We start from the raw sequence: 25819 nt of genomic DNA, 5'->3' as shown, positions 1-25819 counted from the left end.
TGCATAAATGCACAAAAGTGTGCCTGCGAGGGCGGTCTTAGGCCGAGAGGTGCACCCGAAGCTGATGGCCCAGCTGGCCTATTTCCGTCAGGAAGCCGTCATGGCCGATCGGCGCCTCAATGACATGCACGTCCACTTCTCCCGGCAGGGCCGCGGCAAGTTCGCGGGACTGGGACGGGAAATACAGCCGGTCCGAATCCACGGCGGCCACGAAGAACCTGGCGGTGGATCTCGCCAGGGTCTCGGTCAGGGTCCCCCGGTCCCGGCAGATGTCATGGCTCATCAGCGCCTCGGTGAGGGCGATATAGCTGTTTGCGTCGAAGCGCTTCACGAGCTTGCTGCCCTGGTGATCCAGGTAGCTTTCCACCTGGTAACGGCCGCGGGCGGCCAGCGCCTCGCCCTTCAGGGGCGACTCCGGCGCCTGGGGTTCCCGGCCGAAGCGGCCCTCCAGTTCAGCGGCGGACCGGTAGGTGATGTGGGCGATGCGCCGGGCAAGTGCCAGCCCGGCTTCGGGGCAGGGCCCGCCGTAGTAGTCGCCGCCGTTGAAGTGGGGGTCCTGCCGGATGGCCAGGGTCTGGGCCTGCGCAAAGGCGATCTGTTCTGCCGTGCTCGCGGCGCCCACCGAGATGACGGCGCAGCGCTGCACCCTCTCGGGGTAGGTCACGGCCCACTCAAGGGCGCGGGCGCCGCCCATGGATCCGCCCAGGACCGCGAACCAGCTGTTGATGCCCAGCTGGTCAGCCAGCCGGGCCTCCGCCACCGTACTGTCCCGCAGGGTAACCAGGGGGAAGCGGGAGCCCCAGGGGGTTCCATCCGGGGCGGCCGACGACGGCCCCGTGGAGCCGTAGCAGCCGCCCACGATATTGACGGACACCACGAAGAACTTGTCCGTGTCCACGGGAGCGCCGGGACCGGCCAGCTGTTCCCACCAGCCTTCTTCGTCCGTGTCGCCGCGGGTCACGTGGGTGCTGCCGGTCAGGGCGTGCTCGATCAGGATGGCATTGCTGGCATCGGCGTTGAGCGTGCCCCAGGTTTCGTAGGCCAGCGTGACGTCCGGGAGGTATCCCCCGGCTTCAAGTTCCAGCCCCCCAATGGAGGCATAGCGGACAATTCCGTGCTCGGGGACGGTGGTTCGGGTGACGGTAACCGTCATGGCAAGACCTCTTCTACGCGCTTGCCCGCCGTCGAATGACCGGCAGGCCAGGTCTTCACCCGGGGCACCCCACCGCGGAAGGAGGGTTGCCGGCCAGCAAGCCGGGGCTGTCACTGGCACTCATGACCTGGTACGAGTGTACGAAACAGCCCCCGTCTGCTGCCAAGAGTGTGACTGGTTGTGACTTCCCCGGCGTGCCGCCGTCTCGGGTTCTTTGTGCGTCCGGCTAGGCCCCGGTCGCGTCCTTTGCTGCCCGAAAGCCCGCTTCGAGGTCCGCCAGGATGTCATCGATGTGTTCGATTCCCACCGACAACCGGACCAGGCCGGGGGTCACGCCGGCGACGGCCTGCTGCTCCGGGGAAAGCTGGCTGTGGGTGGTCGACGCCGGGTGGATGACAAGGGAGCGGACGTCGCCGATGTTTGCCACGTGGGAGTGCAGCTCCAGCGCGTCAACGAAGCGCTTGCCGGCCTCGGCCCCGCCAGCCAGGTTGAAGGAGACAATCGCGCCCGTGCCCTTGGGCCCGTACTTGCGGCCCCGCTCGTACCACGGGCTGGAGGGCAGCCCCGCGTAGGCGACGGATTCGACGTCGTCCCTTCCTTCCAGCCAGCGCGCCACTTCCGTGGCGTTGGCAACATGGCGTTCCACCCGCAGGCTCAGCGTTTCCAGGCCCTGGGCGATCAGGAACGCGTTGAACGGGGAGACGGCAGAGCCCAGGTCCCGGAGCAGCTGGACGCGGGCCTTGAGGATATAGGACAGGTTGGCGCCCAGGGCACCGTCCTTGCCGAGGTCCCGGGCGTACACCAGCCCGTTGTAGGTGGGGTCCGGGGTGTTGAAGCCCGGGAACCTCGCAGGGTCCTTGCCGAAGTCGAACTTGCCGGAGTCCACGATCACCCCGGCAATTGCGGATCCGTGGCCGCCCAGGTACTTGGTTGCGGAATGGACAACGATGTCCGCTCCCCATTCCAGCGGCCGGATCAGGTACGGGGTGGACAGGGTGTTGTCCACGATCAGGGGCACGCCGGCATCATGGGCGATGCCTGACACGCCCTCGATGTCCAGGACGTCCTGGCGGGGGTTGGACACCACTTCGGCGAAGAAGAGCTTGGTGTTTGGCTGGACCGCGTCACGCCACTGGTCCAGGTTGTCCGGGTCCGCCACGAAGGTCACGGAAATGCCGAACTTCTTCAGGGTGTGTGCGAACAGGTTGTAAGTCCCGCCGTACAGGCTGGGGCTGGCAACGATATGGTCCCCCGCCTCGGCGATATTGAGGACAGCGAAAGTCTCTGCTGCCTGTCCTGAACTCAGCAGGAGTGCTCCCAATCCGCCCTCAAGGCTGGCGATCCGCTGTTCCACGGCATCCTGGGTGGGATTGCCGATGCGGGTGTAGATCGGCGCCAGTTCAGCGAGGGCAAAACGGTTGGCGGCGCTTTCCGCGCTTGGGAATACGAAGGACGTGGTCTGGTAGATAGGGAGTGCACGGGCGCCGGTGGCACTGTCCGGCTCCTGTCCTGCGTGGATCTGGCGGGTTTCAAAAGACCATCCGTTGGACAACTAAGGCTCCTCTGACATGGGCCCGGCATGCTGTAGGCACCGCGGGCCGCGCTTGCCATCCGGCCGTTGCCGGACAGCCAGGTCCTCATCCGGGGCACCCCACCGCGGATGGAGGGTTGCCGGCCAGCGAGCCGGGGCTTGGCGCTGGCACTCATGACCTGAGCCCAGTGTAGGAACATGAAACCGGCGCGGGACAGGATTGTGACGAACATAGTCCCCCTGATCTCCGCCCGGGAATAGGTTGAAATCAGGGGTCCCGGATGGAAAATCCTGGTAAGGGTACCCTTAGCTGAGAGGCCGATCACAAAGTGCCAAGATGTTGGCATGCGCATGGATCACGTCTCTTACGCCTGTGAACACGATGGCCTGGCTGCCACCACCGAACGTATTTCCTCTGCCCTCGGCGTTGAGGCAGTGAAGGGCGGGGTGCACCCGCGGTTCGGAACCCGGAATATGATCATCCCGCTCGCGGGGCACAAATACGTCGAGGTGGTGGAGGTCCTGGACCACCCCGCTTCCGACAAGGCCCCTTTCGGGCAGGCTGTGCGTGCACGGTCTGCCGCGGGCGGCGGCTGGATGGGCTGGTGCGTCGAGGTGGACGACCTGGCTCCCTTCGAGGAGCGGCTGGGCCGCTCCGCCGTCAACGGAAACCGCAAGTTCCCCGATGGCCGCGAATTGGTCTGGAAGCAGATTGGCATCCTGGGCCTGATTGCCGACCCCCAGGTTCCCTACATGCTCAAGTGGGAGGGGGATCCGTCCCTGCACCCGTCCAACGCCTACGAGAGCAACGTCAAAATGAGCTGCCTCACCATTGCCGGTTCCGCAGCCCGGGTTACGGAGTGGCTGGGCGAACCCGTCGAGAAGCCGCTGGAGGACGTCGCTGTGGAGTGGGTGGCGCCGCACGGAACCCCCGGGATCCTCTCGGTAACTTTCGAGACCGGCAACGGGGCCGTCACCATCTGACCCTTACCTTGGTTACCGTGCCGGCAAGCCCGGCACGGTGTGGGCCCCGTGCCCTCCTCGTCTTCGGCCGCCATCAGCATGTGACAACGGCGTCACCTGCCGATGGCGGCCGAATCCATTTCCGAAGCAGACTCTCCAAACCCGGCCCCCAATAATGTCGTACCCTGCCGCGATGATTTTGGTATGGGAAAAGCGGCGGTGGCGAAGGCGTTTGCGGACATGAATGCCGCTCTTGCCGTGCTCATTGCCGAGGCGGACGGGTGCGGTTCGGAGCCGTTTTCCGCTGCTGATCCGCTGGCCGGGCTGGCCGACGGGTGCCTGGACATCCTTGCCGGGGCCGCCGGGGTCCAGGCCAGAATTGCTGGATTGGTGGTCAGCGCTGCAGGGACTTACGCCGTCACAGCACGGGCGGCCGCCCCGCCGGACCCGCCCGTGCAGGCGCTTGAAAGGGCTATCGCCGCCGAGATCAGCTGTGTCATGGCCATCGGTGACCGGGCAGCCGGAGCCCTGCTGGCCCGCTCCCACGCCCTGACCACCTCCCTGCCCCGGACCCTCGCAGCCCTGCACAACGGAACCATCTCCTGGCAGCACGCCACCGTCATGGTGGACGAGGCCGCCACCCTTGACCCCGCCGGCGCCGCCGCCCTGGAAGCCCACTTCCTGGACCCGGACACACCAAAACCAGCCACGGCCGCCCCGATCGGGGAGATCCCCGCGTACAGGTTCCGGGCCAAGGCGCGCACCTGGCGCGAACGCCACCACGCCGACTCCATCGAACAACGCCACGCCCAAGGGGTTTCGGACCGGCGGGTCGAATACCGGCCCGACCAGGACGGGATGGCCTGGCTATCCGCCTACCTGCCCGCCCACCAGGCCACGGCCCTCTGGAACAAGCTCACCGCGCTCTCCCGGACCATGCAGGGACCGAACGAGCACCGCACCCTCACCCAGCTCCGGGCGGATAGTTTCGCCGAAGGGCTCCTCAACAGCGGCAACACTACCGGCGTTACCGGTGCAGCCGGTGCCGGCGACGGCGGCGAGCGAACCGGTCCAAACCAAGCGCCAGTCCGGGCCGAGGTACTGGTCACCGTGCCCGTGTTCTCCCTGCTGGGCCTCACCGGGGAATCGGCCATGCTGGACGGGTACGGACCCATCCCGCCCTCCATGGCCCGGGACCTCGTCGCGACGGGCGCGGATTCGTTCCACCGCGTCCTGGTCGATCCGCGGGACGGGGCGCCGCTGGAAATCGGCCGCACCAGCTACCGGGTCACCAAAGCCATGCGGAACTGGCTCAGGCTAAGGGACGGCAAATGCCCCTTCCCCGGCTGCAACAACCACTCCCTCGACAACGAAGCCGACCACCTCCTCGCCTGGCACAACGGCGGCACCACAGGAGTCTCGAACCTCGGCCAGCCCTGCCCGAAACACCACAAACTCCGCCACACCAGCAGCTGGAAACCCACCCCCGCCACCACAACCGCACCACCCGGCTGGACCTCACCCACCGGCCGCCACTACACAAGCGAACACCAGGACTGGGAACCACCCCACTGGCCCCACCAAGTAAGGTCCGTCTCAGGCGGGGCAGGGTCCGTGACCGGCAGGCCGCCGGACTTTGCCTACACCGGCCTCTCCCCGGGAGAAGAAGCCCTGGAACGGCTCCTGCACGCCCCACGCGCCTGAACGCGTGCCGCCCGCCTGACCGCGTGCCGCCGTCGTCGTGCCTGTCCTGGATCTAGCGTGCCCAGGCACCTAGCCCAACCCCACGGCCTTGCCGAAGAGGCTGAAGCCTACAAAAGCGACGATATCCAGCAGGGCATGGGCGATCACCAGGGGCATCACCCGTCGCGTCCGGGCGTACAGCCACGCGAAAAGAACGCCCATGACAAAGTTCCCGATAAAGGGCCCGAACCCCTGGTACAGGTGGTAACTGCCGCGCAGCAGCGAGCTCGCCAGGATGGACAGCGGGATGCTCCAGCCGAACTTTCCAAAGCGGTTCAACAGGTACCCCACCACGATGACTTCCTCCACCACGGCGTGGCGCATCGCGGACAGGATCAGCACCGGCACCGTCCACCAGTACGCATCCAGCGCGCTGGGAATAATGGCCGTAGTGATTCCCAGCGCCCTGCCGGCGGCGTACAGACCAAGGGACGGGATGCCGATCAGTGCCGCCAGCCCAAGGCCCTGGAGCAGGTCCGCGCCCGGGCGTGCGAAGTTGAAACCCAGCTTCTGGAAGGCCGAACCAGGGCTGGTGCCGTCGCCGGATGCGGCCTGCCGCTGGTCGCTGAGGAAGAAGATCACCAGCATCACGGGTACCAGGGCGAAGAGTATGTCCAACAGCTGGTACGTGAGGTCAAAGTATTCGCGCGTGCTCTGGGAGCGGTTGAGTGTGGAGGTGCCTTCCGCCAGCGGCGCGCGGGTCATCTTGTCCAGCAGCTGCACAACCGAGTACACGGCAGACTGCCCCAAGGACAGGCCCAGGACAATCCAGACTTCGAGCCGCAGTCGGCGGCGGGAGGGAACCAGCATGTTCCCATCTTGCCTTCAGTTTCTGGATCCGGGCTGATTACCCCTCAGTGTCCTGTACCCCTCGCTGTCCTGCCCGCGCCACATGGCCGGAAGCCGCACAGGCCCCGTGCCTCAGCTGCCGGCGACGATCACTTCCGTGCCGTTGGCCTCGAATGCCGCCTTGTCCCGGGCGGAAATTCCGGCATCGGTGATCAGCCGGGTGAAGTTGTACCCGTCCATGGTTGCGAAGGCGCGCACGCCCACTTTGGACGAGTCAGCCAGCACGTAGGAGACGCGTGCCCTGCTGGCGAGCAGGGCGTTGACCGAAGCTTCGCCCTCCCCTGTGTTGGTGGGCCCCACTTCGGGATCGATGCCGTTGACGCCGATGAAGGCAATGTCCAGCACCACCTTCTGCATGATGATGTCCGTGTACGGCCCCACCAGTTCGTAGGAGCGCGGGTTGAGGATTCCCCCGGTGACCATCACCTTGATGTTGGGCCGGACCGCCAACTGCCCGGCGATGTTGATGGCGTTGGTCACCACCGTCAGGGTGGGCTGGTTGGACGGCGCGTTGAGGTCCTCGCGGGTGGCCAGGATCTGCGCCAGGGCGGTGCTGGTGGTGCCGCCGCAGAGGCCGATCACGGCCCCGGGTGCAATCAGCGCGGACGCGGCCTGGGCAATCTGTTCCTTGGCCTCGGCATGGTCGTCACGGTTATACCGGCCCGGCAGGTCATAGGCGAGGGCTCCCGTGGTGGCACCGCCGCGGGTCCTGGTGAGCAGCCGGCGCTTAGCGAGACTATCGAGGTCCCGCCGCGCGGTGGCAGGCGAGACATTCAGGGTACTCACGATCTCGTCGACCTCCACCTGGCCGGACTTGGCCAGGAGGTCAAGGATTGCCGTCAAACGGTCGGTGCGGGTCATGCAAGGCCTCCAAAAGCTCCCGCCACCGGCTATGATGACGTTTCTTGATCATAACAGAACCCTAATGATCAGATAACGTCATTTAAGCGGCCACGAGCTACCGTTCCCGCCGGCCGGCCCGCCATACAGCGTACGTCAGGGGCATGCCCGGCCGGTAGGCAAGGTGGGTGGCCGAGGGCGCATTCAGCAGGTGCAGGTCCGCACGGTGTCCGACGGCGATCGAGCCCACCGCACGCTCGCCGTCCGCGTCGTTGCCTTTGTCCCTATGGAGGGCCAGGGCGCCGCCGTACGTCGCAGCACGGACGGCTTCATGGACGCTGAGCCGCATCTGCAGCACCGCGGTGGTGACGCAGAATGCCATCGAGCTTGTGTAGGACGTGCCCGGATTGCAGTTGGAGGCGAGCGCCACCTGGATGCCACTGTCCAGCAGCACCCGCGCGGGCGCAAGCGGCTGGCGCGTGGAGAGGTCGCAGGCAGGCAGGCATGTCGCCACGGTTCCGCGCGGCCCCGTTCCGCTGCCGGCATCCCAGCCGGCCCAGGTTCCGGCCAGTGCGTCCACATCCTTGTCCGCGAGGTAGTTCACGTGGTCCACGCTGGCGGCTTCGAACTCAACCGCGAGCTGCACGCCCGGGCCTTCACCGAGCTGGTTTCCGTGGACCCGCAGCCCCAGCCCGGCGTCACGGCAGGCCTCCAGGACCCGGCGGGACTGCCCGGCCGTGAACGCCCCTTCCTCGCAGAAGACATCGGCCCACTGCACGTAGGGCCGGACGGCGGTGAGCATGGGGCCGCAGACCAGGTCCGTGTAGGCTTCCGGGTCCTGCCCGGAAGGCACCAGGTGCGCCCCAAGGTACGTGGCTTGGTCCGCCACAGTGGAGGCGATGCGGGCACTCCGGGCCTCGTGTTCGACGTCGAGGCCGTAACCGGTCTTCGTCTCAAGGTAAGTGGTCCCCTGCGAGACAGCCTCGGCCACGCGGCCCAGCGCCAGGCGGGTGAGGTCGAAGTCGGAGGTGGCACGGGTGGCCTTCATGGTCACCGCAATCCCGCCGGCCGAGTAGGACTCCCCCGCCATCCGCGCCTCGAACTCTGCCGTCCGGTCACCGGCAAACAGCAGATGGGTATGGGAATCCACCCAGCCGGGAAGCATGGCCCGGCCGCCGGCATCAACGGCGTCGTCCGCGGCCGGAGCATCGGCTGCGGCACCGATCCAGGAGATCCGCTCGCCTTCGACCACCACTGCTGCATCCTTCAGGACCCGGTGCTCCAGGTCCTGCGTCATCAGCTCGGCAATATTGGTGATCAGCGTACTCATACAGCCATTCTTCAGCGCCGGACGGACCAGCGGGTGGCCGCCAGTGCCTGCGCTGTCCGGGATGCCGGACCATCCGTGCCGGCTGCGGCAGCCGCACCGCCCTGGCCGGCCAGGATCTGGGCGGCCGCGAGCTCAGCCATGGCCGAAGAGGTCTGGAAACCGTAGCCGCCCTGGCCGGCCAGCCAGTAGAAGCCCGGAGCTTCGGCGTCGAACCCCGCCACGGGGACGCCGTCGGCCGCTTCCGTCCGCAATCCTGTCCACGCCCGGCGGATGTCCTTGATTCCGAGGGTTGTCACCTGGTTCAGCCTGCCCACCAGCCGCTCAATGTCCCCCGGCCGGGGACGGGCGTCCTCCGGTCCGCTCGGCTCCGATTCAGACGGCGAGATGAGGACGTCGTCGCCGTCCCGGCGGAAATAGAACGTGCTGTCCGCGGCCGCCACCATGGGGCAGCGTTCAGGCAGGGGATGTTCGACGGCGGCAATCGCCGCGGTGCGCCGGTACGGCTGCAGCCCCAGCTTCTCCACGCCGCTGATGACGGCGAGTTCGTCCGCCCAGGCGCCGGCGGCGTTGACCAGGACGCCCGCCTGGAAGCCCTCCGTCCCGGCCCCCACCTGCCAGCCGGAGCCGAGGCGCTGGGCGGTGTGCACCCTGGCGCCCGTGATGATGTCCGCTCCGGCCGCCGCAGCGCGCTGCCGGTGGTCCTCCAGGAGCCGTGGCGCATCACAGCCGAAGGACCCTTCATCCAGTCCGGCGGCCTGGAATGTGCCGGGGACCAGTGCCGGGCAAAGCTCCAGAGCCTCAGCGGGGGTGATGGACCGCATGAGTCCGCTCGCTTCAGAAGCCACTGCTTCCTCGGAGCCGATCAGCATGAAGCTGCGCGGCGTCAGGATGGGTTCAGGCAACTGCGCATCGCGGGCGGCAAGCAGCTCAAGAGTCCGGACGGTCAGTGCCTGGACAACCGGCGGGCCGTAGCTGGGGATGAACTGGCGGGCCGAGCGGGAGGACGTGTGGTACGCCAGCTCCTGCTCGGCCTCCACCAGCGCCACGCTGCAACTGCCCGCCAGCGCGGACGCCAGGGACAGTCCGGCAATGCCGCCGCCCACGATCAGGACATCGTAATGTGCTGCCATTTCTCCATCCTCGCAGAGTCGGTGCCGGCGCTTCCTGTCTTAGCCTGCCACTTCCGCCCGGCTGGCGACGAAGGCACGCACGCAGGCTTCGACGTCGTCCGCTGAGTGCGCAGCTGAAAGCTGCACCCGGATCCGCGCGGCACCCCGCGGAACCACCGGAAAGCTGAATGCGGTGACAAAGACGCCATGCTGCAGCATCCGGTCGGCAACCCTGGCAGCCATCACAGCGTCGCCGAACATGACCGGAACAATGGCATGTTCGCCGGGCAGGAGGTCGAAGCCCTCCTCCGTCATCCGGCGGCGGAACAGGGCGGCGTTTTCGAAGAGCGTGCGCCGCAGGTCCGCCGAGTTCTCCACCAGGTCCAGGGCCTTGATGGTGGCGGCGACGATTGCGGGGGCCACCGAGTTGGAGAAGAGGTACGGGCGGGCCTTCTGCCGGAGCATCGCCACCACTTCCGCGCGGCCGGACACATAGCCCCCGGATGCTCCGCCCAGCGCCTTGCCGAACGTGCCGGTGTAGACGTCAACGCGGTGCGAAACGCCTGCATGTTCCGGCGTGCCGGCACCGGTTGGCCCCATGAAGCCGACGGCGTGCGAGTCGTCAACCATCACCATGGCGTCGTACTTCTCGGCAAGGTCGCAGATGGCCTCAAGCGGGGCCAGGAACCCGTCCATGGAAAAGACCCCGTCCGTGACGATGATCTTGCGGCGGGCGGGCTGGTCCTGCGTGGACGCCTCCACAAGCTTGGCCTCCAGGTCGGCCATGTCCTGGTTGGCGTAGCGGTAGCGGCGCGCCTTGCAGAGGCGGATGCCGTCGATGATGGACGCGTGGTTCAGGGCATCGGAGATGATGGCATCCTCCGGTCCGAACAGGGACTCGAACACCCCGCCGTTGGCGTCGAAGCAGCTGGAGAACAGGATGGTGTCCTCAGTGCCGAGGAACCGGGAGACGCGGGATTCAAGTGCCAGGTGCAGGTCCTGGGTGCCGCAGATGAACCGCACGCTGGCCATGCCGAAGCCGCGCTCATCCATGGCGTCCTTGGCCGCGCGGATGATCTCCGGATGGTCCGCCAGGCCGAGGTAGTTGTTGGCGCAGAAGTTGAGCACATCCGCGCCCTGCTGCCCAATCTGTCCGGCCGTGATGTGGCTGGACTGCGGGGACCTGATGCTGCGTTCGGTCTTGAAGAGGCCCGCGCTGCGGATGTCCTCCAGCTCGGTGCTCAGCTGGTCCTTGATCGAGGTGTACATGGCGTTCCTTAGAGTTGGGTCCAGTCGAGGACAACTTTGCCACCTGTGCCGCTGCGGGCAAGGTCGAAGCCTTTTTCCCATTGGCCGGCAGGCAGGGTGTCAGTGACGACGGCGGAAATTCCGGCGTGCAGCACGGGGTTGGAGCTGAGCATGGCGCTCATGGCGTACCAGGTCTCATACATTTCGCGGCCGTAGATGCCCTTGAGCGTGAGCATGTGGGTGACCACCTTGCCCCAGTCGATGATGATGTCCTGGCTGGGCAGCCCCAGCATGGCGATCCGGCCGCCGTGGTTCATGTTGTCGATCATCTCGGGCAGTGCGCCGGGGTGGCCGGACATTTCCATTCCGATGTCAAAGCCCTCCCGCATGCCCAGGCTGCGCTGGGCATCCCGGACACGGGTGGTGGAGACGTCGATGGCCAGGTCGGCACCCAGCCGGCGCGCGAGGTCCAGACGGGGCCGGGACACGTCGGTGATGGCGATCTTGCGGGCGCCGGCGTGGCGGGCGACGGCGATGGCCATCAGGCCGATGGGTCCGGCGCCGGTGATGAGCACGTCCTCGCCCACGAGCGGGAAGCTCAGGGCAGTGTGCGTTGCATTGCCGAAGGGGTCGAAGATGGCGCCCAGCTCCGGGGTGACCGAGGGGTCGGTGTGGACCCAGACATTGGTTTCCGGGATCACCACATACTCCGCGAAAGCGCCGTCCCGCTGCACACCTACACTCACGGTGTGGATGCACATCTGGCGCCTGCCTGCCCGGCAGTTCCGGCAGATCCCGCAGACAACATGGCCTTCGCCGGAGACCCGGTCACCCACCTTGACGTCGCGGACGTCCTCGCCGATTTCCACCACCTCACCGTAGAACTCATGGCCCGGGATGAGGGGGGCTTCAATGATCCCCTGCGCCCAAGAGTCCCAGGACTGGATGTGCAGGTCCGTGCCGCAGATCCCGGTGGTCATGACCCGGATCTTCACGTCCGCGGGGCCGGCCTCGGGTTCGGGGCGCTCCACCAGTTCGAAGCCGGCCTGTGGGCCGGCCTTGTACAAAGCCTTCATCGGCTTCCTCACTCTTTGTATGTCCATGGCATGTCCTGCCTTCCCCATTAGAGCGAGGAGAAAGCTTTAGCACAACAGCGGAATTCTCAATCGACGATGTAGCTTTCCTAATGCGTAGACTGGCGGGATGGAGATCCACCAGCTTGAAATCCTCCGGGAACTCGGCGCCCTGGGAAGCGTCAAGGCCGTGGCCGACACCCTCATGGTCACCCCGTCAGCCGTGTCCCAGCAACTGGCGCTGCTGCAGCGGAAGATCGACGTTCCCCTCACCCGCAAGGAGGGCCGCAACCTGGTCCTCACCGAGGCAGGCCAGGTGCTGGCCGACGCCGGGGCCGCCGTCGTCAGTGCCATGGCCGACGCACGGGACGCCATCGGCAACTATCACGGCTCTTCGGCCGGACGGGTGACCCTCTGCGGGTTCCACAGTGCCGGCCAGGCGGTGTTCGCCCCGCTGGCGCGGATCCTTGACGCTCCGGGCCAGCCGCGCATAGAACTCTCGGACGAGGACGTGGCCCAGCAGGACTTTCCCGCCCTGACCGCACGCTATGACCTGGTGCTCGCCCACAGGATGGACCACAGCCCGCGGTGGCCGGCCGAGCGGGTCACCGTGATACCACTGGCGCACGAACCGCTGGACGTGGCGTTGCCGGCCGGGCATCCCCTCGCGGCCAAGGCTGCGGTGACGGCAGACGACGTCGGCGGCGAGGCCTGGGTGACCAGCCACAGCGGATACTCTCCTGCCGACGTGCTGTCCGCCGTCGCCGCCGTTTCCAGCCGTGAGCCGAACATCGTCCACCGGATCAACGACTACTCCACGGTGGCGGCCCTGGTTGCTGCCGGCGGCGTGGTGGGCCTGCTCCCGAGGTATACCGCCGGACCGGTGCTCAATCCGGACATCGTGCTCCGGCCGCTGGCCGGTATCAGCACCCGGCGCCGGATCGACCTTTTGGCCCGGCCGGAGAACCTGAAGCGCCGTTCGGTCACGATCGTCTCCGAGGCGCTGCAGGAGATCATGGCCGGGCTGGTGGAGCAGGGCTGACCCAACTAGGTAGCACTAAGTGTCGTTTTGAGGGGTCAAAACGACACTTGCTGCTACCTACTTTGCATGGCGTTTACCGTGGCCTTTTTCGTGGCCGTAGCCCTTGTCGTGGCCCCGACCCAGCCCGAGTCCCGGACCCTCACCGGCACCTTCAACAATCCGCTCTGCCATGGCCTGGTCCCCATTCCTGACGCCGGAGATCCGGACCGTGTCGCCGGCGGCGATGTCCGCGATGGTTCCGTCCGTTGGCTTAAGCCGTTTGCCGCCGTCGGGCGTTGCCGACGAGCCGTCGGCGGCGGGGGCAGGTACCTGCTTGATCTTCGTCTCCGCGTTGACCGCGTAGGTCTGCGAGTAGCCGTCCTCGCTCTTGACGGTGATCGAGGTGTCGCTGACGGACTCCACCGTGCCGCGCTGTTCCAGGACGGTTTGAAAGGTGCCGTCCGCTTTCTTAACCACGCCCTCGCTGTGCAGGTGCTGCGGGCGCTGGGATTTGTCCGGTTTGGCCGGCCGGTTCTCCTGCCCCGGCGCCGACTGCGACGGGGAGGGCTGCGGCGAGTCGGCGGCCCAGGCAAAGGCCACCCCGGCCCCCGTCAAGGTCAGGGCCACGGCTCCGGCGAGCAGGCCCTTGCGAATCTTCAGCGGATCCCTGACGGACATGTCCATTCCTCCCACACAGCATCTCCGGCGGCACCGGCCCGTTTGTTCCCCGCACCGGTGTCCTGCGCTTCAGTGTAGGACCGCGTCCAGCCAGTGAACATAAGTACTTTCGCGGCGCACGCACCTGAGTACTTAAAGAAAAACCGGGTAGCGCCAAGTGTCGTTATGAGCGTTCAAAACGACACTTCGCGCTACCCGGTTGGGATGGGAGGAGGTTAGGCGGTGACGCCCAGCTTCTCCAGGATCAGCTCGCGGACCCGGGCTGCGTCGGCCTGGCCGCGGGTGGCCTTCATGACGCCGCCCACGATCGCGCCGATGGCCTGGACCTTGCCGCCGCGGATCTTGTCCGCGACGTCGGGCTGCGCGGCCAGGGCGGCGTCGATGGCCTCAAGCAGGGGCCCGTCGTCGGAAACAACGGCCAGGCCGCGCGTCTCCACGATCTCCGCCGGGGAGCCTTCGCCGGCGAGGACACCGTCCAGCACCTCCGAGGCCATCTTGTTGTTGATCTTGCCTTCCTCCACCATGCGGGCAAGCTCCACGATGGTGGCGGGCTGCACGCCGAGCTGGCCCGGGTCCACGTCAGCGTTCTTGGCGCGGCCCACGATCTCGCCCATCCACCATTTGCGGGCCACGGAGGCCGAGGCCCCGGCGGCGATGGTTTCCTCGATCTCGTCCATGACGCCGGCGTTGACCACGTCGCGGAACTCCAGGTCCGAGTAGCCCCAGTCGGCCTGGAGGCGCTTGCGGCGGGCGGCCGGCGGCTCGGGCAGGGTGGCCCGGAGTTCCTCAACCCATTCGCGGGAAGCCACCACGGGAACCAGGTCCGGTTCCGGGAAGTAGCGGTAGTCGTCGGCATCGGACTTGGGCCGGCCCGAGGTGGTGGTGCGGGTGTCCTCGTGCCAGTGGCGGGTTTCCTGCACCACGGGGTTGCCGGCGTCCAGGACGGCGGCGTGGCGCTGGATCTCGTAGCGGACGGCGTGTTCGACGGCGCGCAGCGAGTTCACGTTCTTCGTTTCGGACCGGATGCCGAACCTTTCGCGGCCGTGCGGGCGCAGCGACACGTTGGCGTCGCAGCGGACGTTGCCGCGTTCCATCTTCGCGTCGGACACGCCCAGGTTCTTGACGATCTCGCGGACTGCCGCCACATAGGCCTTCGCCAGCTCCGGTGCGCGGGAGCCGGCGCCCTCGATGGGCTTGGTGACGATCTCCACCAGCGGAACGCCGGCGCGGTTGTAGTCCACCAGGGAGAAATCGGCCCCGTGGATGCGGCCGGTGGCCCCGCCCATGTGGGTCAGCTTTCCGGCGTCCTCCTCCATGTGCGCGCGCTCGATTTCCACGCGGAACACGGTGCCGTCCGAGAGCTCGACGTCCAGGTAGCCGTCGTACGCGATGGGCTCGTCGTACTGGGACGTCTGGAAGTTCTTGGGGGTGTCCGGGTAGAAGTAGTTCTTCCGGGCAAACCGGCAGCTCTCGGCGATCTTGCAGTTCAGGGCAAGGCCGATCTTGATGGAGGATTCCACCGCCGTTTTGTTGACCACCGGCAGGACGCCCGGCAAGCCAAGGTCCACCTCGTTGACGTTGGTGTTGGGCTCGTCGCCGAAAACGTTCGGGGCGGAGGAGAACATCTTGGTCTTGGTGTTGAGTTCAACGTGGACCTCGAACCCCAGGACGGGATCGTACTTCTCCATGGCCTCTTCGAAGCTCAGGATTGCTTCAGTGTTCATTATTTTGCCTCCTGGCTTCCAACAAGGGTTTCGACAGGCCCGGCCCCCGAGGCGGCCAACGCCGGGGCCTGGGCCAGCAGCGGACCGCCCCATTTCGCCTCGAGCAGCGATTCCAGGACGGCGCCCACCCGGTACAGGCGGGCGTCCTCGCGGGCAGGGGCCAGCAGCTGTATGCCCACGGGCAGCCCGTCCTCGTCCGCCAGGCCGCCCGGCAGGGAGAGCCCGGGAACGCCGGCCAGGTTGGCCGGGATGGTGGCGACATCGTTGAGGTACATGGCCAGGGGGTCGTCCAGCTTCTCGCCGAGGCGGAAGGCCGTGGTGGGGGCGGTGGGCGAGATCAGCACGTCCGCCACCGTGAACGCTGCCTCGAAGTCGCGCTGCACCAGGGTCCGGACCTTCTGCGCCGAGCCGTAGTAGGCGTCGTAGTAGCCGGCGGACAGGGCGTAGGTGCCCAGGATGATGCGGCGCTTCACCTCATCGCCGAAACCGGCGGCGCGGGTGGCACCCATGACGCGTTCGATGGTCATGGGGCCCTCTTCGGGGAGGACGCGCAGGCCGTACCGGACGCCGTCGAACTTGGCGAGGTTGGAGGACGCTTCGGAGGGCATGATCAGGTAGTAGGCGCCCAGGGCGTACTGGAAGTTGGGGCACGAAACCTCAACGATCTGCGCGCCGGCCTCCTTGAGGAGTTCCAGGGCGTCATTGAAGCGGTTTTCGACGCCGGCCTGGTAGCCCTCGCCGTGCAGCTCCTTGATGATGCCGATCCGCAGGCCTTCAACGTTGCCGGTCCTGGCAGCGGCGACGAGGTCGGCGAGCGGGTCCGGCAACGAGGTGGAGTCGCGGGGATCGTGTCCGCCGATGACCTGGTGCAGGAGCGCGGAGTCCAGGACGGTCCGGGAAACCGGCCCGATCTGGTCCAGCGAGGACGCCATGGCGATGGCCCCGTAGCGCGAGACGCTGCCGTACGTGGGCTTCACGCCCACGGTGCCGGTGACGGCGCCGGGCTGGCGGATGGACCCGCCGGTATCGGTGCCGAGGGCGAGGGGCGCCTCAAAGGCGGCGACGGCGGCAGCGGACCCGCCGCCGGACCCGCCGGGGATGCGGTCCAGGTCCCAGGGGTTGCGGGTGGGGCCGTAGGCGGAGTGCTCGGTGGAGGAGCCCATGGCGAACTCGTCCAGGTTGGTCTTGCCCAGGATGGGCATCTTCGCGGCGCGCAGGCGCTCGACGACGGTGGCGTCGTACGGGCTGTGCCAGCCTTCGAGGATCCTGGATCCCGCGGTGGTGGGCTGGCCGATGGTGACGATGAGGTCCTTCACGGCGATGGGCACGCCCGCGAGGACATGCAGCGCTTCGGCCTCCGCACCGCCGGCGGCGCGGATGGCGTCCACCTCGGCGGCGACGGCGAGCGCTTCCTCTGCATTGACGTGGAGGAACGCGTTGACGCCGCGTTCGCCGCCGTCCACCTCCGCGATCCGGTCCAGGTACGCCTGGGTGACCTCCACGGAGGTGACCTCGCCGGCGGCCAGCTTTTCGGCAAGCTCGGCGGCGGAGAGGCGGATGAGTTTGTTCGTGTCAGTCATGGGTTTATGCCTCATCCAGGATTGCCGGGACCTTGAAACGGTTGTCGTCGGAGTCCGGCGCCCCGGAGAGTGCCTGCTCCGCCGTGAAGGTGTGGCCCACAACGTCTTCGCGGAACACGTTGCTCAGCGGAATGGGGTGTGAGGTGGCCGGGACGTCGTCGCCAGCGGCCTGACTGACGGATTTGACCGAATCAACGATGACGGCGAGTTCGCCGGCCATCCTGTCCAGCTCTTGGTCACTCATCTCAATGTGAGCGAGCCGCGCGAGGTGCGCGACGTCGTCACGGTTGATCGCAGCCATGGATCTCCCCTGCAAAGTTTGAATTGATTTCCGACCCATTCTAGTGGGGAAACGATGATGCCCGTCTGACGACCCCCAGCGGGCGTCAGACGGGCACCTTCTTGCCGGGTCCCGCCACGAATGGCGGCAGCACGGCAGCTACAGACTAACCGATTCCGATGGCTCCAGTCAGCATGCCAATTCCCAGCATGACCAGGGACACTACGGCACTGCGCCAGAGGACTTTCTTGTGGTGGTCGCCAAGGTCCACCTTCGCCAGCGAGACCAGGAGCAGGATGGCGGGAACCAGCGGGCTCTGCATGTGGAACGGCTGGCCGGTGATGGAGGCCCGGGCCATTTCGGCGGCGCTGATTCCATAGTGGCCTGCGGTCTCGCTGAGCACGGGCAGGACGCCGAAGTAGAAGGCATCGTTGCTCATGAAGAACGTCATGGGGATGCTCAGGACGCCGGTGATCACGGCCATCAGCGGGCCCATGCTGGAAGGGATGATCTGCACCAGCCACGCGGACATCGCTTCAACCATGCCGGTCCCGGTCAGGACACCGGTGAGCACGGCCGCAGCCATGACCATGCTGACCACGGCAACGATCGACGGCGCGTGGGCCACGATCTGCGTGGCCTGGTCCTTGACGCGGGGGAAGTTCACCAGCAGGGCAATGGCCGATCCCACCATGAAGACGTAAGGCAGGGGCACGAGATCGGCGATGAGCATGCCCATCACGGCCACCGTGAGGCCCAGGTTGAACCAGAACAGTTTGGGCCGGAGCGTGGAGCGGTTGGGGTCCAGGGCCGTGTCAGCCAGCCCGGCGTCCTGTGCGTCCTGCGCCTCCTGTGCGTCCACGGCACTTTCGGTGCGTTCCAGGACGGCCACGGAGGAGCCGGCGGAACCGTCGACGGCGGGGGCTGCTCCGCCGGGGCTGGTCCCCTTGCGTCCGCGGCCGGTTCCGGACGAACCGGCAGGGCCGGAAGGATGCGTGCCGCCGTCGAACCCTTCAGCGGTTTCAGGCACAGCCCAGATTTCCGGCGCCGTGGCGCGGAGGCGGTTGCGCTCCTGCAGTCCCAGGACCCAGGCGAAGGCCATGACCACGGCGATGCCCGCAACGAGGGACGGGATCATGGGGACGAAGACGTCGTTGACGTCGATCTTCAGTGCGCTTGCGGCGCGGGCGGTGGGGCCGCCCCACGGCACGATGTTCATGGTGCCGTTGGCCAGGCCCGCCACGCAGGTGAGGACCACGGGGCTCATCTTCAGCCGGAGGTAGATCGGCAGCATGGCTGCGGTGGTGAGGATGAAGGTGGTGGAGCCGTCGCCGTCAAGGGACACAGCTGCGGCGAGGATGGCGGTTCCCAGGACAACCTTGGCGGGGTCATTGCCCAGCTTGCGGAGGATGAACCGGACCAGCGGATCGAACAGCCCGACGTCGATCATCAGCCCGAAGTAGATGATGGCGAACATGAGCAGGGCCGCGGTGGAGGTCATGGACTTCATGGAGTCCATCGCCATGTCGCCGATGCCCAGGCCGGCGCCGGCGAAAAGACCGAAAACAGTCGGGACGATGATCAACGCCAGCACTGGCGTCAACTTCTTCGTCATGATCAGCACCATGAATACCGCGATCATGGCGAATCCAAGTAATACCAGCACAGCCGGCTCCTTCTTGTGAACAGCGGCACAGCGGTGTGACGCGTGCTACAGACTGTAGGGTGGCCGCCGTCACGGCAGTGCCTTTGGCTCAATTGATTGGCATACTGCTTATTGGGAGCATTTTGCTCATTGTGCTCACGTCGGTTCGGCCTGTATGTGGCCCCCGCCCCGGCCGTTCAAACCCGCCACAGCCCAGTCAAGGAGGATCATGCAGCGTTCCGCGCCCCGGCCGCCGCTGCGGTTCTCCACCCAGACGCTCCTGCTGCAACTGTCCGTGGTGCTCCTGGTTGTCCTGTTCAGCGCAGCCGTCCATGCCTGGCTGACCTATGACCGCGCGGGCAGCGAAGCTGAAAACCAGGCGCTGACCCTGGCGCGGACACTGGCCTCGGACGCCTCGGTGCGGGCGGACGTGCTGGCAATCAGCCAACAGCCCGGCACTCCCCCGCCGTCGCAGCTGGCCGCCGGGCCGCTCATGGAGGCAGCCGAAGCTGCGCGCGCCCGGACCGGTGCCCTCTTCGTGGTGATCACCGATGAGACCGGCCTCCGGCTGGCCCACCCGGACCCGGAGCGGCTCGGTGAAAAGGTCAGCACCGATCCGTCCGAGGCATTGGCAGGCCGGGAGGTCACCACCCGGAACACTGGAACGCTGGGGCCCTCCGCGGGGGCGAAGGTTCCCGTCTACGCTTCGGACGGCACCACCGTGGTGGGTGAGGTCAGCGTGGGCTACTCCATGGAAACCGTGGGACAGAGCCTGGCACGCGACATCGGCCCGGTGGCCGTCACGGCGGCCGGCGCGCTGCTCGCGGGCGTGCTGGGTTCGTTCCTGCTGCGCCGCCGGCTGCAGCGGCTCACGCTGGGGCTGGAACCTGAAGAGATCAGCACGCTGGTCCACGACCAGGTGGCTGTGCTCGAAGGCGTGGACGACGGCGTCATCGGCGTTTCGGCCGACGGCCGGATCAGCGTATTCAACTCTGCAGCACAGCGGCTGCTGGGGTTGCCGGATCTGGCCGGAAGCCGCTGGGAGGAGGCGCCGGTTCCGGACCAGCTGAAATCCCTGACCCGGACCGGTTCCGGCGGCCCGGAGGCACTTGAGCTCGTGGCGGGCGGGCGGGTGCTGGTGGCCAATGCGCGCAAGGCCCTGCACCGGCGGGAGGACCTGGGCTGGGTGGTGATGCTCCGGGACCGCACGGAACTGCAGCAGCTCACCAGGCAGCTGGACGCCGTGGGAACCATGTCCACGGCGTTGCGGGCCCAGCGCCACGAGTTCGCCAACCAGCTGCATACCATTGCCGGCTTCATGAGCATCGGCCAGCACCAGCAGGCCCGCGAGTACCTGGCCCGGCTGGCGGCCACCGGGCCGCTGAAGTTCCCGGTGGACCAGGCGGAGCTGCTCCAGGACCCCTACCTGCAGGCGTTCGTGGGGGCCAAGGGCGTGGAGGCGGACGAGCGCGGCGTGGCGCTGCGGATCGGTCCGGAGACCCTGGTCCGCGGGCAGGTGGCGGAGCCCCAGGACGTCACCACCGTGCTGGGCAACCTGATCGACAACGCGGTCAACGCTGCGGTGGCCGGCACGTCGGTGGACCGCTGGGTTGAGCTGGAGGTGCTGGATGAGCCGGACGACGACGGCGGCACCCTGCACATCGTCGTCGCCGACTCAGGCGACGGGCTGGCGGAGGAAACGGACCAGGAGGCCTTCTTCGCCGAAGGGTTCAGCACGGCGTCCGGACCCGGCCCCCGCAACGGCCGCGGCGGCGGCCACGGTTTTGGACTGGCTTTGGCACGCCAGCTGGCGAGGCGCCGCGGCGGAGACGTCAAAATACTGGATCCGGGCACAAAGGGTGGACCCGGCGCAGTCTTCATGGCCACCCTGCCGCGGACAACCGCAGGCCGGGCCGGCAGGAACACCACGGGAGCAAACGGAAAGGACACCAATGCCTGAAGATTTTCGGGTGCTGATCGTTGACGACGACTTCCACGTGGCAAAGCTTCACGCTGCCTACGTGGATTCCGTGGCGGGGTTCCTGGCGCTGGCGCCGGTGGGCACTGTGTCGCTGGCCCTGCAGTCCATCCACAGCCTGCGGCCGGACCTGGTGCTGCTGGACGTCTACCTGCCGGATGCCTCCGGCCTGGACCTGCTCCAGCAGCTGGACGTGGACACCATCATGCTGAGCGCGGCCTCCGATGCCGCCTCCGTCCGGACCGCGTTCCGCCGCGGAGCCTTGGGCTACCTGCTGAAACCGTTCACGTCGGAGGCCCTGTCCCGGCAGCTGCGCTCCTATGCCCGGTACCGGCGCCTGCTGGGCCAGCCCGGGGCGCTGGACCAGGACGCGGTGGAGCGTGCCAAGCGCGCCCTGATCCCGGGCGACGTCGCGGCGTCGCCAAAACCGCGTTCAGCCACGGAGGCCGCGGTGCTGGAATCGCTGGTGCCCGGGGAACAGTACTCGGCGGCCGAGGTGGCCGGCCGGGTGGGCGTGTCGCGCGCCACGGCCCAGCGGTACCTGTCCGCCCTGGCGGACGACGGCGCCGTGGACATCCAGCTGCGGTACGGGACGACGGGCAGGCCTGAGCACCGCTACGGCCTGCCCGCAACGTCCTGAGCCGGCTGCCGGGGCGCTAGCTTGCGCTCTTCTGGGCAACGAGCTCGATTTCCACGAGCATCTTCGGGTCCAGGAACGGGAGGACGTGCACCAGGGACAGCGTGGGGCGGATCTCGCCGAACACCTCGCCGTGGGCGCGGCCGGCTTCCTCCCACTTGCTGATGTCGGTCAGGTACAGCTTGGACTGGACGACGTCCTCGAAGCTGAAGCCGGCGTCGGCCAGGACCTTGCCGAGTTTCTGCAGGATGTACTGGGTCTGGGTGTAGAAGTCCTCCCCCACGATCCCGTCTTCGCCGCTTGCCGCGGTGGCGGAGATGTAGAGGGTGTTGTCCACCTGGACGGCGCGTGAGTAGCCGAGGGTCTGTTCCCAGACGGAGCCGGTGCCGAAGGTTTTGCGCATGGTGGGCCTTTCAATACTGGATTGGGTCGGCACCACTGTAGGGCTGCTACAGGTCCAGCCGGTAAACCAGCAGTTTTATGTCGGTTCCGGGGACCAGCCAGTCGCGCTCGGGCACCCGGGAGAAGCCCGTCTTGCGGTAGAGGCCGTGCGCGCTTTCCCAGGTTTGCCCGGTGGTGAGTGCGACGGCCCGGATACCGTCCAACTGCCTGGCGTAGGCCAGGATGGCGTCCACCATGGCCTTTCCCGCGCCGGTGCGCTGCACGGCCGGGTCCACCACCAGCATCCGGAACTCCAGCTCGTCATCAAGGGCGATGTCCGCGTACGGTTCCCCGGCGCGCGCCAGCGTCACCGAACCAACCACCCTGCCGTCCCGCTCGGCCACCCAGATAGTTGCGTTTGCGGCCCGCAGTGCAACGTCCTGGACTTGGCGCATATAGGGGTGGTCGGCGTCCTCGAAGTAGCCCGCCGCGAGGTAGGAATCACGCGTGATGCGGGCAACGGCGTCGTAATCCGTTGCGACGGCGGGACGGACGGTTATCTGGGGCTGCACCCGTCAATGCTAGTGGTACTGCCCCATAACGCTCCTCGAAAGCCCGGTTTCCGTGATCGAACTATCAGTCAGAGCGGAAACTTGCCGGAGAGCTCGAGCCCGCCGGCGCAGGTCCAGGCGTCGAGCCGGTCGGCATCGGCGGGCCCGCCCTCCAGCGGACTGGCCAGGCGGGGACGCCGGACCCAGCAGCCGGCCTCTTCCGCGATCAGTGCCCCCGCGGAGAAGTCGTGCTCGTTGAGGCCGCGCTCACCGTAGGCGTCGTGGGTGCCGTCCGCAACGAGGCACAGGTCCAGGGCCGCGGAGCCCAGCCGCCGGACATCCGCGAACCCGTCCAGCAATTCGGCCAGGAAGGCGGCCTGCTCGGCGCGGACGGCGGGATCGTAGCTGAAGCCCGTGGCCAGGATCTGCCCCTTCCGGCCGGGGACGGGCCCGTCCAGCCGGGTGACCCTGCCGCTTTCCTCAAGCCAGGCGCCGTGGCCCCGGGCGGCGTAGTAGGTGCGGCCCAGCGCCGGGGCGTTGACGACGCCGGCCAGCCAGACGCCGTCGGCATCGGCCACAGCAACGGAGGTGGCGTAGTAGACGATGTTGCGGATGAAGTTGGTGGTTCCGTCCAGCGGGTCGATGGACCAGCGGTAGCCCGTGGGTACGTCCGGCCTGGTGGTTCCGTGTTCCTCACCGGTGATGCTGTCCCCCGGCCGTGCGGCAGAGATGACGTCCCGCACCGCGTGCTCGGCGGCGACGTCGAACGAGGTGACCCAATCGCCGGCGTCCCCCTTGTTGCTGGCCTGGAGTTCCCCGGCGTTCCTGCCTGCCAGGACCCGGGCGCCCGCCGCCGCTGCAGCCTTGGCGATCTCCAGCAGTTCCGTAGCGCTGGTCATCGGGATGCCTCCGCGTCGGCCGGGACCGCCTCAGCCGCCTCCGCGACCGGTTCCGCTCCGTTGTCCTCCGGTCTGGTGGCCAGCGCTGCCGGGCCGCCGGCCAGGAGCCGGCGGAAGCCGTCCTCGTCCAGCACGGGGACGCCCAGCTGCTCGGCCTTGTCCAGTTTGGTGCCGGCGCTTTCCCCGGCCACCAGGTAGCTGGTGTTCCTGGACACCGAACCCGCTGCCTTCCCTCCCCTGACCAGGATTGCTTCCTTGGCCTCGTCGCGGCTGAAGTTCGGCAGGGAACCGGTGACCACCACGGTCAGTCCCTCCAGGGTCCGCGGCATGGACTCGTCGCGTTCGTCCTCCATCCGGACCCCGGCGGCCGCCCAGCGGTCAACGATCTCCTGGTGCCAGTCCTCCGCGAACCATTCCTTCAGCGCTGCGGCAATGGTGGGGCCCACGCCGTCAACGTGGGCCAGGTCTTCCTCCGACGCCTGCCGGATGGCGTCCATGCTGCCGAACGCCGTCGCCAAGGCACGCGAGGCCCGCGGGCCCACGTGCCGGATGGACAGGGCCACCAGCACCCGCCACAGTGGCTGGGCCTTGGCCTTCTCCAGTTCCTTGAACAGTTTCTCGGTGGTGGCCGTGGGCTTGGACGGAGACTTAGCCGTGCCCTTGCTGTAGAAGTACGGCACCAGTTCGTAGTCACCGGTGGGGACGCCCTTGGAGCGTTTCTCGCGCCGGATCCGGACGCCGGCCAGGTCTTCGGGGGTGAGGTCGAACAGCGCAGCTTCCGAGGTAAGCGGCGGAACCTCGGGTTCGGCCGGCTGGGTCAGTGCTATGGCAGCCTCCCAGCCGAGGGCCTCGATGTCGAAGGCTCCGCGGCCGGCCAGGTGGAAGACCCGCTCCCGCAGCTGCGACGGGCACGATTTGGCGTTGGGGCAGCGGATGTCCACGTCCCCCTCCTTGGCCGGAGCCAACGGAGTGCCGCAGGAGGGGCATTCGGTGGGCATCACGAAGTCGCGGACCGGCGGGTCCTGCTGGTCGCGGAGGGCAAGGACGGGGCCCACGATCTCCGGAATGACGTCGCCCGCCTTCCGCAGGATCACGATATCGCCGATCTTCACGCCCTTGGCCTTGACCACGTCCTGGTTGTGGAGGGTGGCCATTTCCACCGTGGAGCCCGCCACCTTGACGGGCTCCATGAGGCCAAAGGGCGTCACGCGGCCCGTGCGCCCCACGTTGACCTGGATATCCAGCAGCTTGGTGTGCACTTCCTCAGGCGGGTATTTGTAGGCGACGGCCCACCGCGGCACCCGGGTGGTGTAGCCGAGGGCCCGCTGGGTGGCGAAGTCATCGACCTTGATGACGATGCCGTCGATCTCGTGCAGCAGCTTGTGGCGTTTGTCCCCGTACCGTTTGATGAATTCCAGGACCTCGTCCAGGCTCCCCAGCACCTCGGAGTAGGGACTGACGGGAAGGCCCCACTCCTTCAGCAGGTCATAGGTCTCGGACTGGCTGCGGGCCTCAAGGCCCTCGCGTGCACCGATGCCGTGGACGAACATCTTCAGGGGGCGCTTGGCTGTTTCTGCCGGGTCCTTCTGCCGGAGCGAGCCCGCAGCGGCGTTGCGGGGGTTGGCCAGGGGTGCCTTGCCCGCTTCGATCAGCGCCTCGTTGAACTCGGCGAATTCCTTGGAGGGGATGAACACCTCGCCCCGGACTTCCATTTCTGCCGGAAACCCCCCGCCCCGGAGCTCCTGCGGGATTTCCTTGATGGTCAGTACGTTGTGGGTGATGTCCTCGCCGGTGGTTCCATCGCCCCGGGTGGCGGCACGCACCAGCTTCCCGTCGCGGTAGAGCAGGTTGACCGCGAGGCCGTCGATCTTGAGTTCCGTCAGCCAGGCCGCGGCCGGTGTCCCGTCGCCGAGCTTGGCGATGCCGGCGTCGGCTTTTTTCAGCCAGGCCTCCAGCTCCTCGAGGGAGAAAACGTCCTCGAGGCTGTACATCCGCTGGAGGTGCTGCACGGCGGCGAAGGCTGCGGAAACTTCCCCGCCCACCTCCTGGGTGGGCGAATCGTTGGCCACGAGTTCGGGGTGGAGCGCCTCAATTTCCTCCAGCCGGCGGAAGAGCTCGTCGAATTCAGCATCCGAAACCAGCGGGGCGTCTTCCTGGTAGTACGCGAACCGGTACTTCCTGACCAGGTCCACCAGGTTCTCGTACTCCTCGCGGACGGATTCGCTGGGGACGGCGTTCGGCTCAACGGGTTCCGTGGTGCGGGTGGCGGTCATTTCTGCGGGGCCTGGTCCTGTACTCACAGACCTATCTTGCCATCAAGGCAGGTGAGCGGGGCCCTGATCAGTGCGACCGGAGGCGGTTCCTGCCCCACCAGGCGAAGGATGCTGCGGCGGCGGCCAGCAGTAAGATGCCGGCAATGACTGGCAGGAGGGCGGGGCCGCCACCGGAATCCCCGTCGGGCGCGACTGCCGCAACCCGCGTGGCCTTAGCGGACCTGGTGACGGGCGTATTCCAGTCCTGACCGCTTGATGCGCCTGTGGGCGGTGGGGACGCCACGGGTCCCGTTGCCGTGGCCGAAGGGGTGGCTGATCCTTCGGGTTCCGCAG

At 67.4% G+C, this 25819-nt stretch carries 22 protein-coding genes and 2 riboswitches; of the genes, 5 read left to right on the top strand and 17 right to left on the bottom strand.

The window, feature by feature from the left end:
• Nucleotides 1-37 precede the first annotated feature (37 nt).
• Nucleotides 38-1153 carry a homoserine O-acetyltransferase gene (locus SMD14_RS06900; protein ID WP_157238647.1) on the bottom strand — a complete coding sequence of 372 codons (1116 nt, stop codon included), beginning with the start codon at nt 1151-1153 and terminating at the stop codon, nt 38-40.
• Between the two features lie 12 nt (nt 1154-1165).
• Nucleotides 1166-1281: riboswitch (SAM riboswitch) on the bottom strand.
• A 98-nt stretch (nt 1282-1379) separates the two neighbouring features.
• Nucleotides 1380-2705, bottom strand: a complete 1326-nt coding sequence (locus tag SMD14_RS06895) for a bifunctional o-acetylhomoserine/o-acetylserine sulfhydrylase (protein WP_157238648.1) — start codon at nt 2703-2705, stop codon at nt 1380-1382.
• Nucleotides 2706-2748: 43 nt separating this feature from the next.
• Nucleotides 2749-2864, bottom strand: a riboswitch (SAM riboswitch).
• A gap of 165 nt (nt 2865-3029) precedes the next feature.
• Here SMD14_RS06895 and SMD14_RS06890 point away from each other — a divergent pair.
• Nucleotides 3030-3668 (top strand): VOC family protein, encoded by a 639-nt coding sequence (locus tag SMD14_RS06890; protein ID WP_157238649.1) that lies wholly within the window; start codon nt 3030-3032, stop codon nt 3666-3668.
• Nucleotides 3669-3851: 183 nt separating this feature from the next.
• Nucleotides 3852-5351 (top strand): DUF222 domain-containing protein, encoded by a 1500-nt coding sequence (locus SMD14_RS06885; protein WP_321215800.1) that lies wholly within the window; start codon nt 3852-3854, stop codon nt 5349-5351.
• A 69-nt stretch (nt 5352-5420) separates the two neighbouring features.
• On the opposite strand, the gene SMD14_RS06880 is transcribed toward SMD14_RS06885, so the two are convergent.
• From SMD14_RS06880 to tdh, 6 genes are all read right to left on the bottom strand, one after another.
• Nucleotides 5421-6200, bottom strand: a complete 780-nt coding sequence (locus tag SMD14_RS06880; RefSeq protein ID WP_321215799.1) for a CPBP family intramembrane glutamic endopeptidase — start codon at nt 6198-6200, stop codon at nt 5421-5423.
• Between the two features lie 111 nt (nt 6201-6311).
• Nucleotides 6312-7100, bottom strand: a complete 789-nt coding sequence (locus tag SMD14_RS06875) for a DeoR/GlpR family DNA-binding transcription regulator (RefSeq protein WP_157238652.1) — start codon at nt 7098-7100, stop codon at nt 6312-6314.
• A gap of 97 nt (nt 7101-7197) precedes the next feature.
• The gene (gene hutI, locus SMD14_RS06870; protein ID WP_321215798.1) at nt 7198-8409 is read right to left on the bottom strand and encodes an imidazolonepropionase; all 1212 of its coding nucleotides are present in this window, start codon (nt 8407-8409) and stop codon (nt 7198-7200) included.
• An 11-nt stretch (nt 8410-8420) separates the two neighbouring features.
• Nucleotides 8421-9539 carry an FAD-binding oxidoreductase gene (locus SMD14_RS06865; RefSeq protein ID WP_157238654.1) on the bottom strand — a complete coding sequence of 373 codons (1119 nt, stop codon included), beginning with the start codon at nt 9537-9539 and terminating at the stop codon, nt 8421-8423.
• 39 nt (nt 9540-9578) lie between these two features.
• Nucleotides 9579-10787: a glycine C-acetyltransferase gene (locus SMD14_RS06860; RefSeq protein ID WP_321215797.1), complete on the bottom strand. Its 1209-nt coding sequence runs from the start codon at nt 10785-10787 to the stop codon at nt 9579-9581.
• An 8-nt stretch (nt 10788-10795) separates the two neighbouring features.
• The gene (gene tdh, locus SMD14_RS06855; protein ID WP_157238656.1) at nt 10796-11842 is read right to left on the bottom strand and encodes an L-threonine 3-dehydrogenase; all 1047 of its coding nucleotides are present in this window, start codon (nt 11840-11842) and stop codon (nt 10796-10798) included.
• Nucleotides 11843-11969: 127 nt separating this feature from the next.
• On the opposite strand from tdh, the gene SMD14_RS06850 reads away from it, so the two are divergent.
• Nucleotides 11970-12881 (top strand): LysR family transcriptional regulator, encoded by a 912-nt coding sequence (locus SMD14_RS06850; protein ID WP_157238657.1) that lies wholly within the window; start codon nt 11970-11972, stop codon nt 12879-12881.
• A 57-nt stretch (nt 12882-12938) separates the two neighbouring features.
• Here SMD14_RS06850 and SMD14_RS06845 read toward each other — a convergent pair whose 3' ends face one another.
• The 5 genes from SMD14_RS06845 to SMD14_RS06825 form a co-directional block, all read right to left on the bottom strand.
• Nucleotides 12939-13538 carry a DUF5666 domain-containing protein gene (locus SMD14_RS06845; protein WP_321215796.1) on the bottom strand — a complete coding sequence of 200 codons (600 nt, stop codon included), beginning with the start codon at nt 13536-13538 and terminating at the stop codon, nt 12939-12941.
• A gap of 215 nt (nt 13539-13753) precedes the next feature.
• Complete coding sequence (gene gatB, locus SMD14_RS06840) at nt 13754-15262, bottom strand: Asp-tRNA(Asn)/Glu-tRNA(Gln) amidotransferase subunit GatB (RefSeq protein WP_321215795.1); 1509 nt, start codon at nt 15260-15262, stop codon at nt 13754-13756.
• Nucleotides 15262-16842 (bottom strand): Asp-tRNA(Asn)/Glu-tRNA(Gln) amidotransferase subunit GatA, encoded by a 1581-nt coding sequence (gatA, locus tag SMD14_RS06835; protein ID WP_157238660.1) that lies wholly within the window; start codon nt 16840-16842, stop codon nt 15262-15264. The genes gatB and gatA overlap by 1 nt, the downstream gene beginning before the upstream one ends.
• Before the next feature lie 4 nt (nt 16843-16846).
• Nucleotides 16847-17143 carry an Asp-tRNA(Asn)/Glu-tRNA(Gln) amidotransferase subunit GatC gene (gatC, locus tag SMD14_RS06830; RefSeq protein WP_059319419.1) on the bottom strand — a complete coding sequence of 99 codons (297 nt, stop codon included), beginning with the start codon at nt 17141-17143 and terminating at the stop codon, nt 16847-16849.
• 145 nt (nt 17144-17288) lie between these two features.
• On the bottom strand, nt 17289-18788 hold the full coding sequence (locus SMD14_RS06825) for a CitMHS family transporter (protein WP_321215794.1): 1500 nt from the start codon (nt 18786-18788) through the stop codon (nt 17289-17291).
• Between the two features lie 208 nt (nt 18789-18996).
• Between SMD14_RS06825 and SMD14_RS06820 the strand changes: the two genes are divergently transcribed.
• Both SMD14_RS06820 and SMD14_RS06815 read left to right on the top strand, forming a co-directional pair.
• On the top strand, nt 18997-20727 hold the full coding sequence (locus SMD14_RS06820) for an ATP-binding protein (RefSeq protein ID WP_321215793.1): 1731 nt from the start codon (nt 18997-18999) through the stop codon (nt 20725-20727).
• Nucleotides 20720-21385 carry a response regulator gene (locus SMD14_RS06815; RefSeq protein WP_157238662.1) on the top strand — a complete coding sequence of 222 codons (666 nt, stop codon included), beginning with the start codon at nt 20720-20722 and terminating at the stop codon, nt 21383-21385. Before SMD14_RS06820 ends, SMD14_RS06815 begins: the two co-directional genes overlap by 8 nt.
• A gap of 16 nt (nt 21386-21401) precedes the next feature.
• On the opposite strand, the gene SMD14_RS06810 is transcribed toward SMD14_RS06815, so the two are convergent.
• From SMD14_RS06810 to ligA, 4 genes are all read right to left on the bottom strand, one after another.
• A complete protein-coding gene (locus tag SMD14_RS06810; RefSeq protein WP_157238663.1) occupies nt 21402-21785 on the bottom strand; it encodes a RidA family protein in 384 nt (127 codons plus the stop codon).
• 46 nt (nt 21786-21831) lie between these two features.
• Nucleotides 21832-22335, bottom strand: a complete 504-nt coding sequence (locus SMD14_RS06805) for a GNAT family N-acetyltransferase (RefSeq protein WP_321215792.1) — start codon at nt 22333-22335, stop codon at nt 21832-21834.
• Between the two features lie 68 nt (nt 22336-22403).
• A complete protein-coding gene (locus SMD14_RS06800) occupies nt 22404-23213 on the bottom strand; it encodes an inositol monophosphatase family protein (protein WP_321215791.1) in 810 nt (269 codons plus the stop codon).
• Nucleotides 23210-25486: an NAD-dependent DNA ligase LigA gene (gene ligA / locus SMD14_RS06795; RefSeq protein WP_321216233.1), complete on the bottom strand. Its 2277-nt coding sequence runs from the start codon at nt 25484-25486 to the stop codon at nt 23210-23212. The genes SMD14_RS06800 and ligA overlap by 4 nt, the downstream gene beginning before the upstream one ends.
• Nucleotides 25487-25819 lie beyond the last annotated feature (333 nt).

Source organism: Pseudarthrobacter oxydans (genome assembly GCF_034258515.1).
Classification (GTDB): Bacteria; Actinomycetota; Actinomycetes; order Actinomycetales; family Micrococcaceae; genus Arthrobacter.
The sequence above is the reverse complement of the archived record's forward strand: the minus strand, read 5'-3'. Positions and strand labels throughout refer to the sequence as shown.

Coding starts and splice junctions, on each gene's coding strand:
- SMD14_RS06810 (WP_157238663.1), bottom strand. CDS start 21,785: ATGCGCAAAACCTTCGGCACCGGCTCCGTCTGGGAACAGACCCTCGGC.
- SMD14_RS06890 (WP_157238649.1), top strand. CDS start 3,030: ATGCGCATGGATCACGTCTCTTACGCCTGTGAACACGATGGCCTGGCT.
- SMD14_RS06800 (WP_321215791.1), bottom strand. CDS start 23,213: ATGACCAGCGCTACGGAACTGCTGGAGATCGCCAAGGCTGCAGCGGCG.
- SMD14_RS06860 (WP_321215797.1), bottom strand. CDS start 10,787: ATGTACACCTCGATCAAGGACCAGCTGAGCACCGAGCTGGAGGACATC.
- gatB (WP_321215795.1), bottom strand. CDS start 15,262: ATGAACACTGAAGCAATCCTGAGCTTCGAAGAGGCCATGGAGAAGTAC.
- SMD14_RS06815 (WP_157238662.1), top strand. CDS start 20,720: ATGCCTGAAGATTTTCGGGTGCTGATCGTTGACGACGACTTCCACGTG.
- gatA (WP_157238660.1), bottom strand. CDS start 16,842: ATGACTGACACGAACAAACTCATCCGCCTCTCCGCCGCCGAGCTTGCC.
- SMD14_RS06845 (WP_321215796.1), bottom strand. CDS start 13,538: ATGTCCGTCAGGGATCCGCTGAAGATTCGCAAGGGCCTGCTCGCCGGA.
- SMD14_RS06875 (WP_157238652.1), bottom strand. CDS start 7,100: ATGACCCGCACCGACCGTTTGACGGCAATCCTTGACCTCCTGGCCAAG.
- gatC (WP_059319419.1), bottom strand. CDS start 17,143: ATGGCTGCGATCAACCGTGACGACGTCGCGCACCTCGCGCGGCTCGCT.
- ligA (WP_321216233.1), bottom strand. CDS start 25,486: ATGACCGCCACCCGCACCACGGAACCCGTTGAGCCGAACGCCGTCCCC.
- SMD14_RS06880 (WP_321215799.1), bottom strand. CDS start 6,200: ATGCTGGTTCCCTCCCGCCGCCGACTGCGGCTCGAAGTCTGGATTGTC.
- SMD14_RS06820 (WP_321215793.1), top strand. CDS start 18,997: ATGCAGCGTTCCGCGCCCCGGCCGCCGCTGCGGTTCTCCACCCAGACG.
- SMD14_RS06850 (WP_157238657.1), top strand. CDS start 11,970: ATGGAGATCCACCAGCTTGAAATCCTCCGGGAACTCGGCGCCCTGGGA.
- hutI (WP_321215798.1), bottom strand. CDS start 8,409: ATGAGTACGCTGATCACCAATATTGCCGAGCTGATGACGCAGGACCTG.
- SMD14_RS06885 (WP_321215800.1), top strand. CDS start 3,852: ATGGGAAAAGCGGCGGTGGCGAAGGCGTTTGCGGACATGAATGCCGCT.
- SMD14_RS06865 (WP_157238654.1), bottom strand. CDS start 9,539: ATGGCAGCACATTACGATGTCCTGATCGTGGGCGGCGGCATTGCCGGA.
- tdh (WP_157238656.1), bottom strand. CDS start 11,842: ATGAAGGCTTTGTACAAGGCCGGCCCACAGGCCGGCTTCGAACTGGTG.
- SMD14_RS06900 (WP_157238647.1), bottom strand. CDS start 1,153: ATGACGGTTACCGTCACCCGAACCACCGTCCCCGAGCACGGAATTGTC.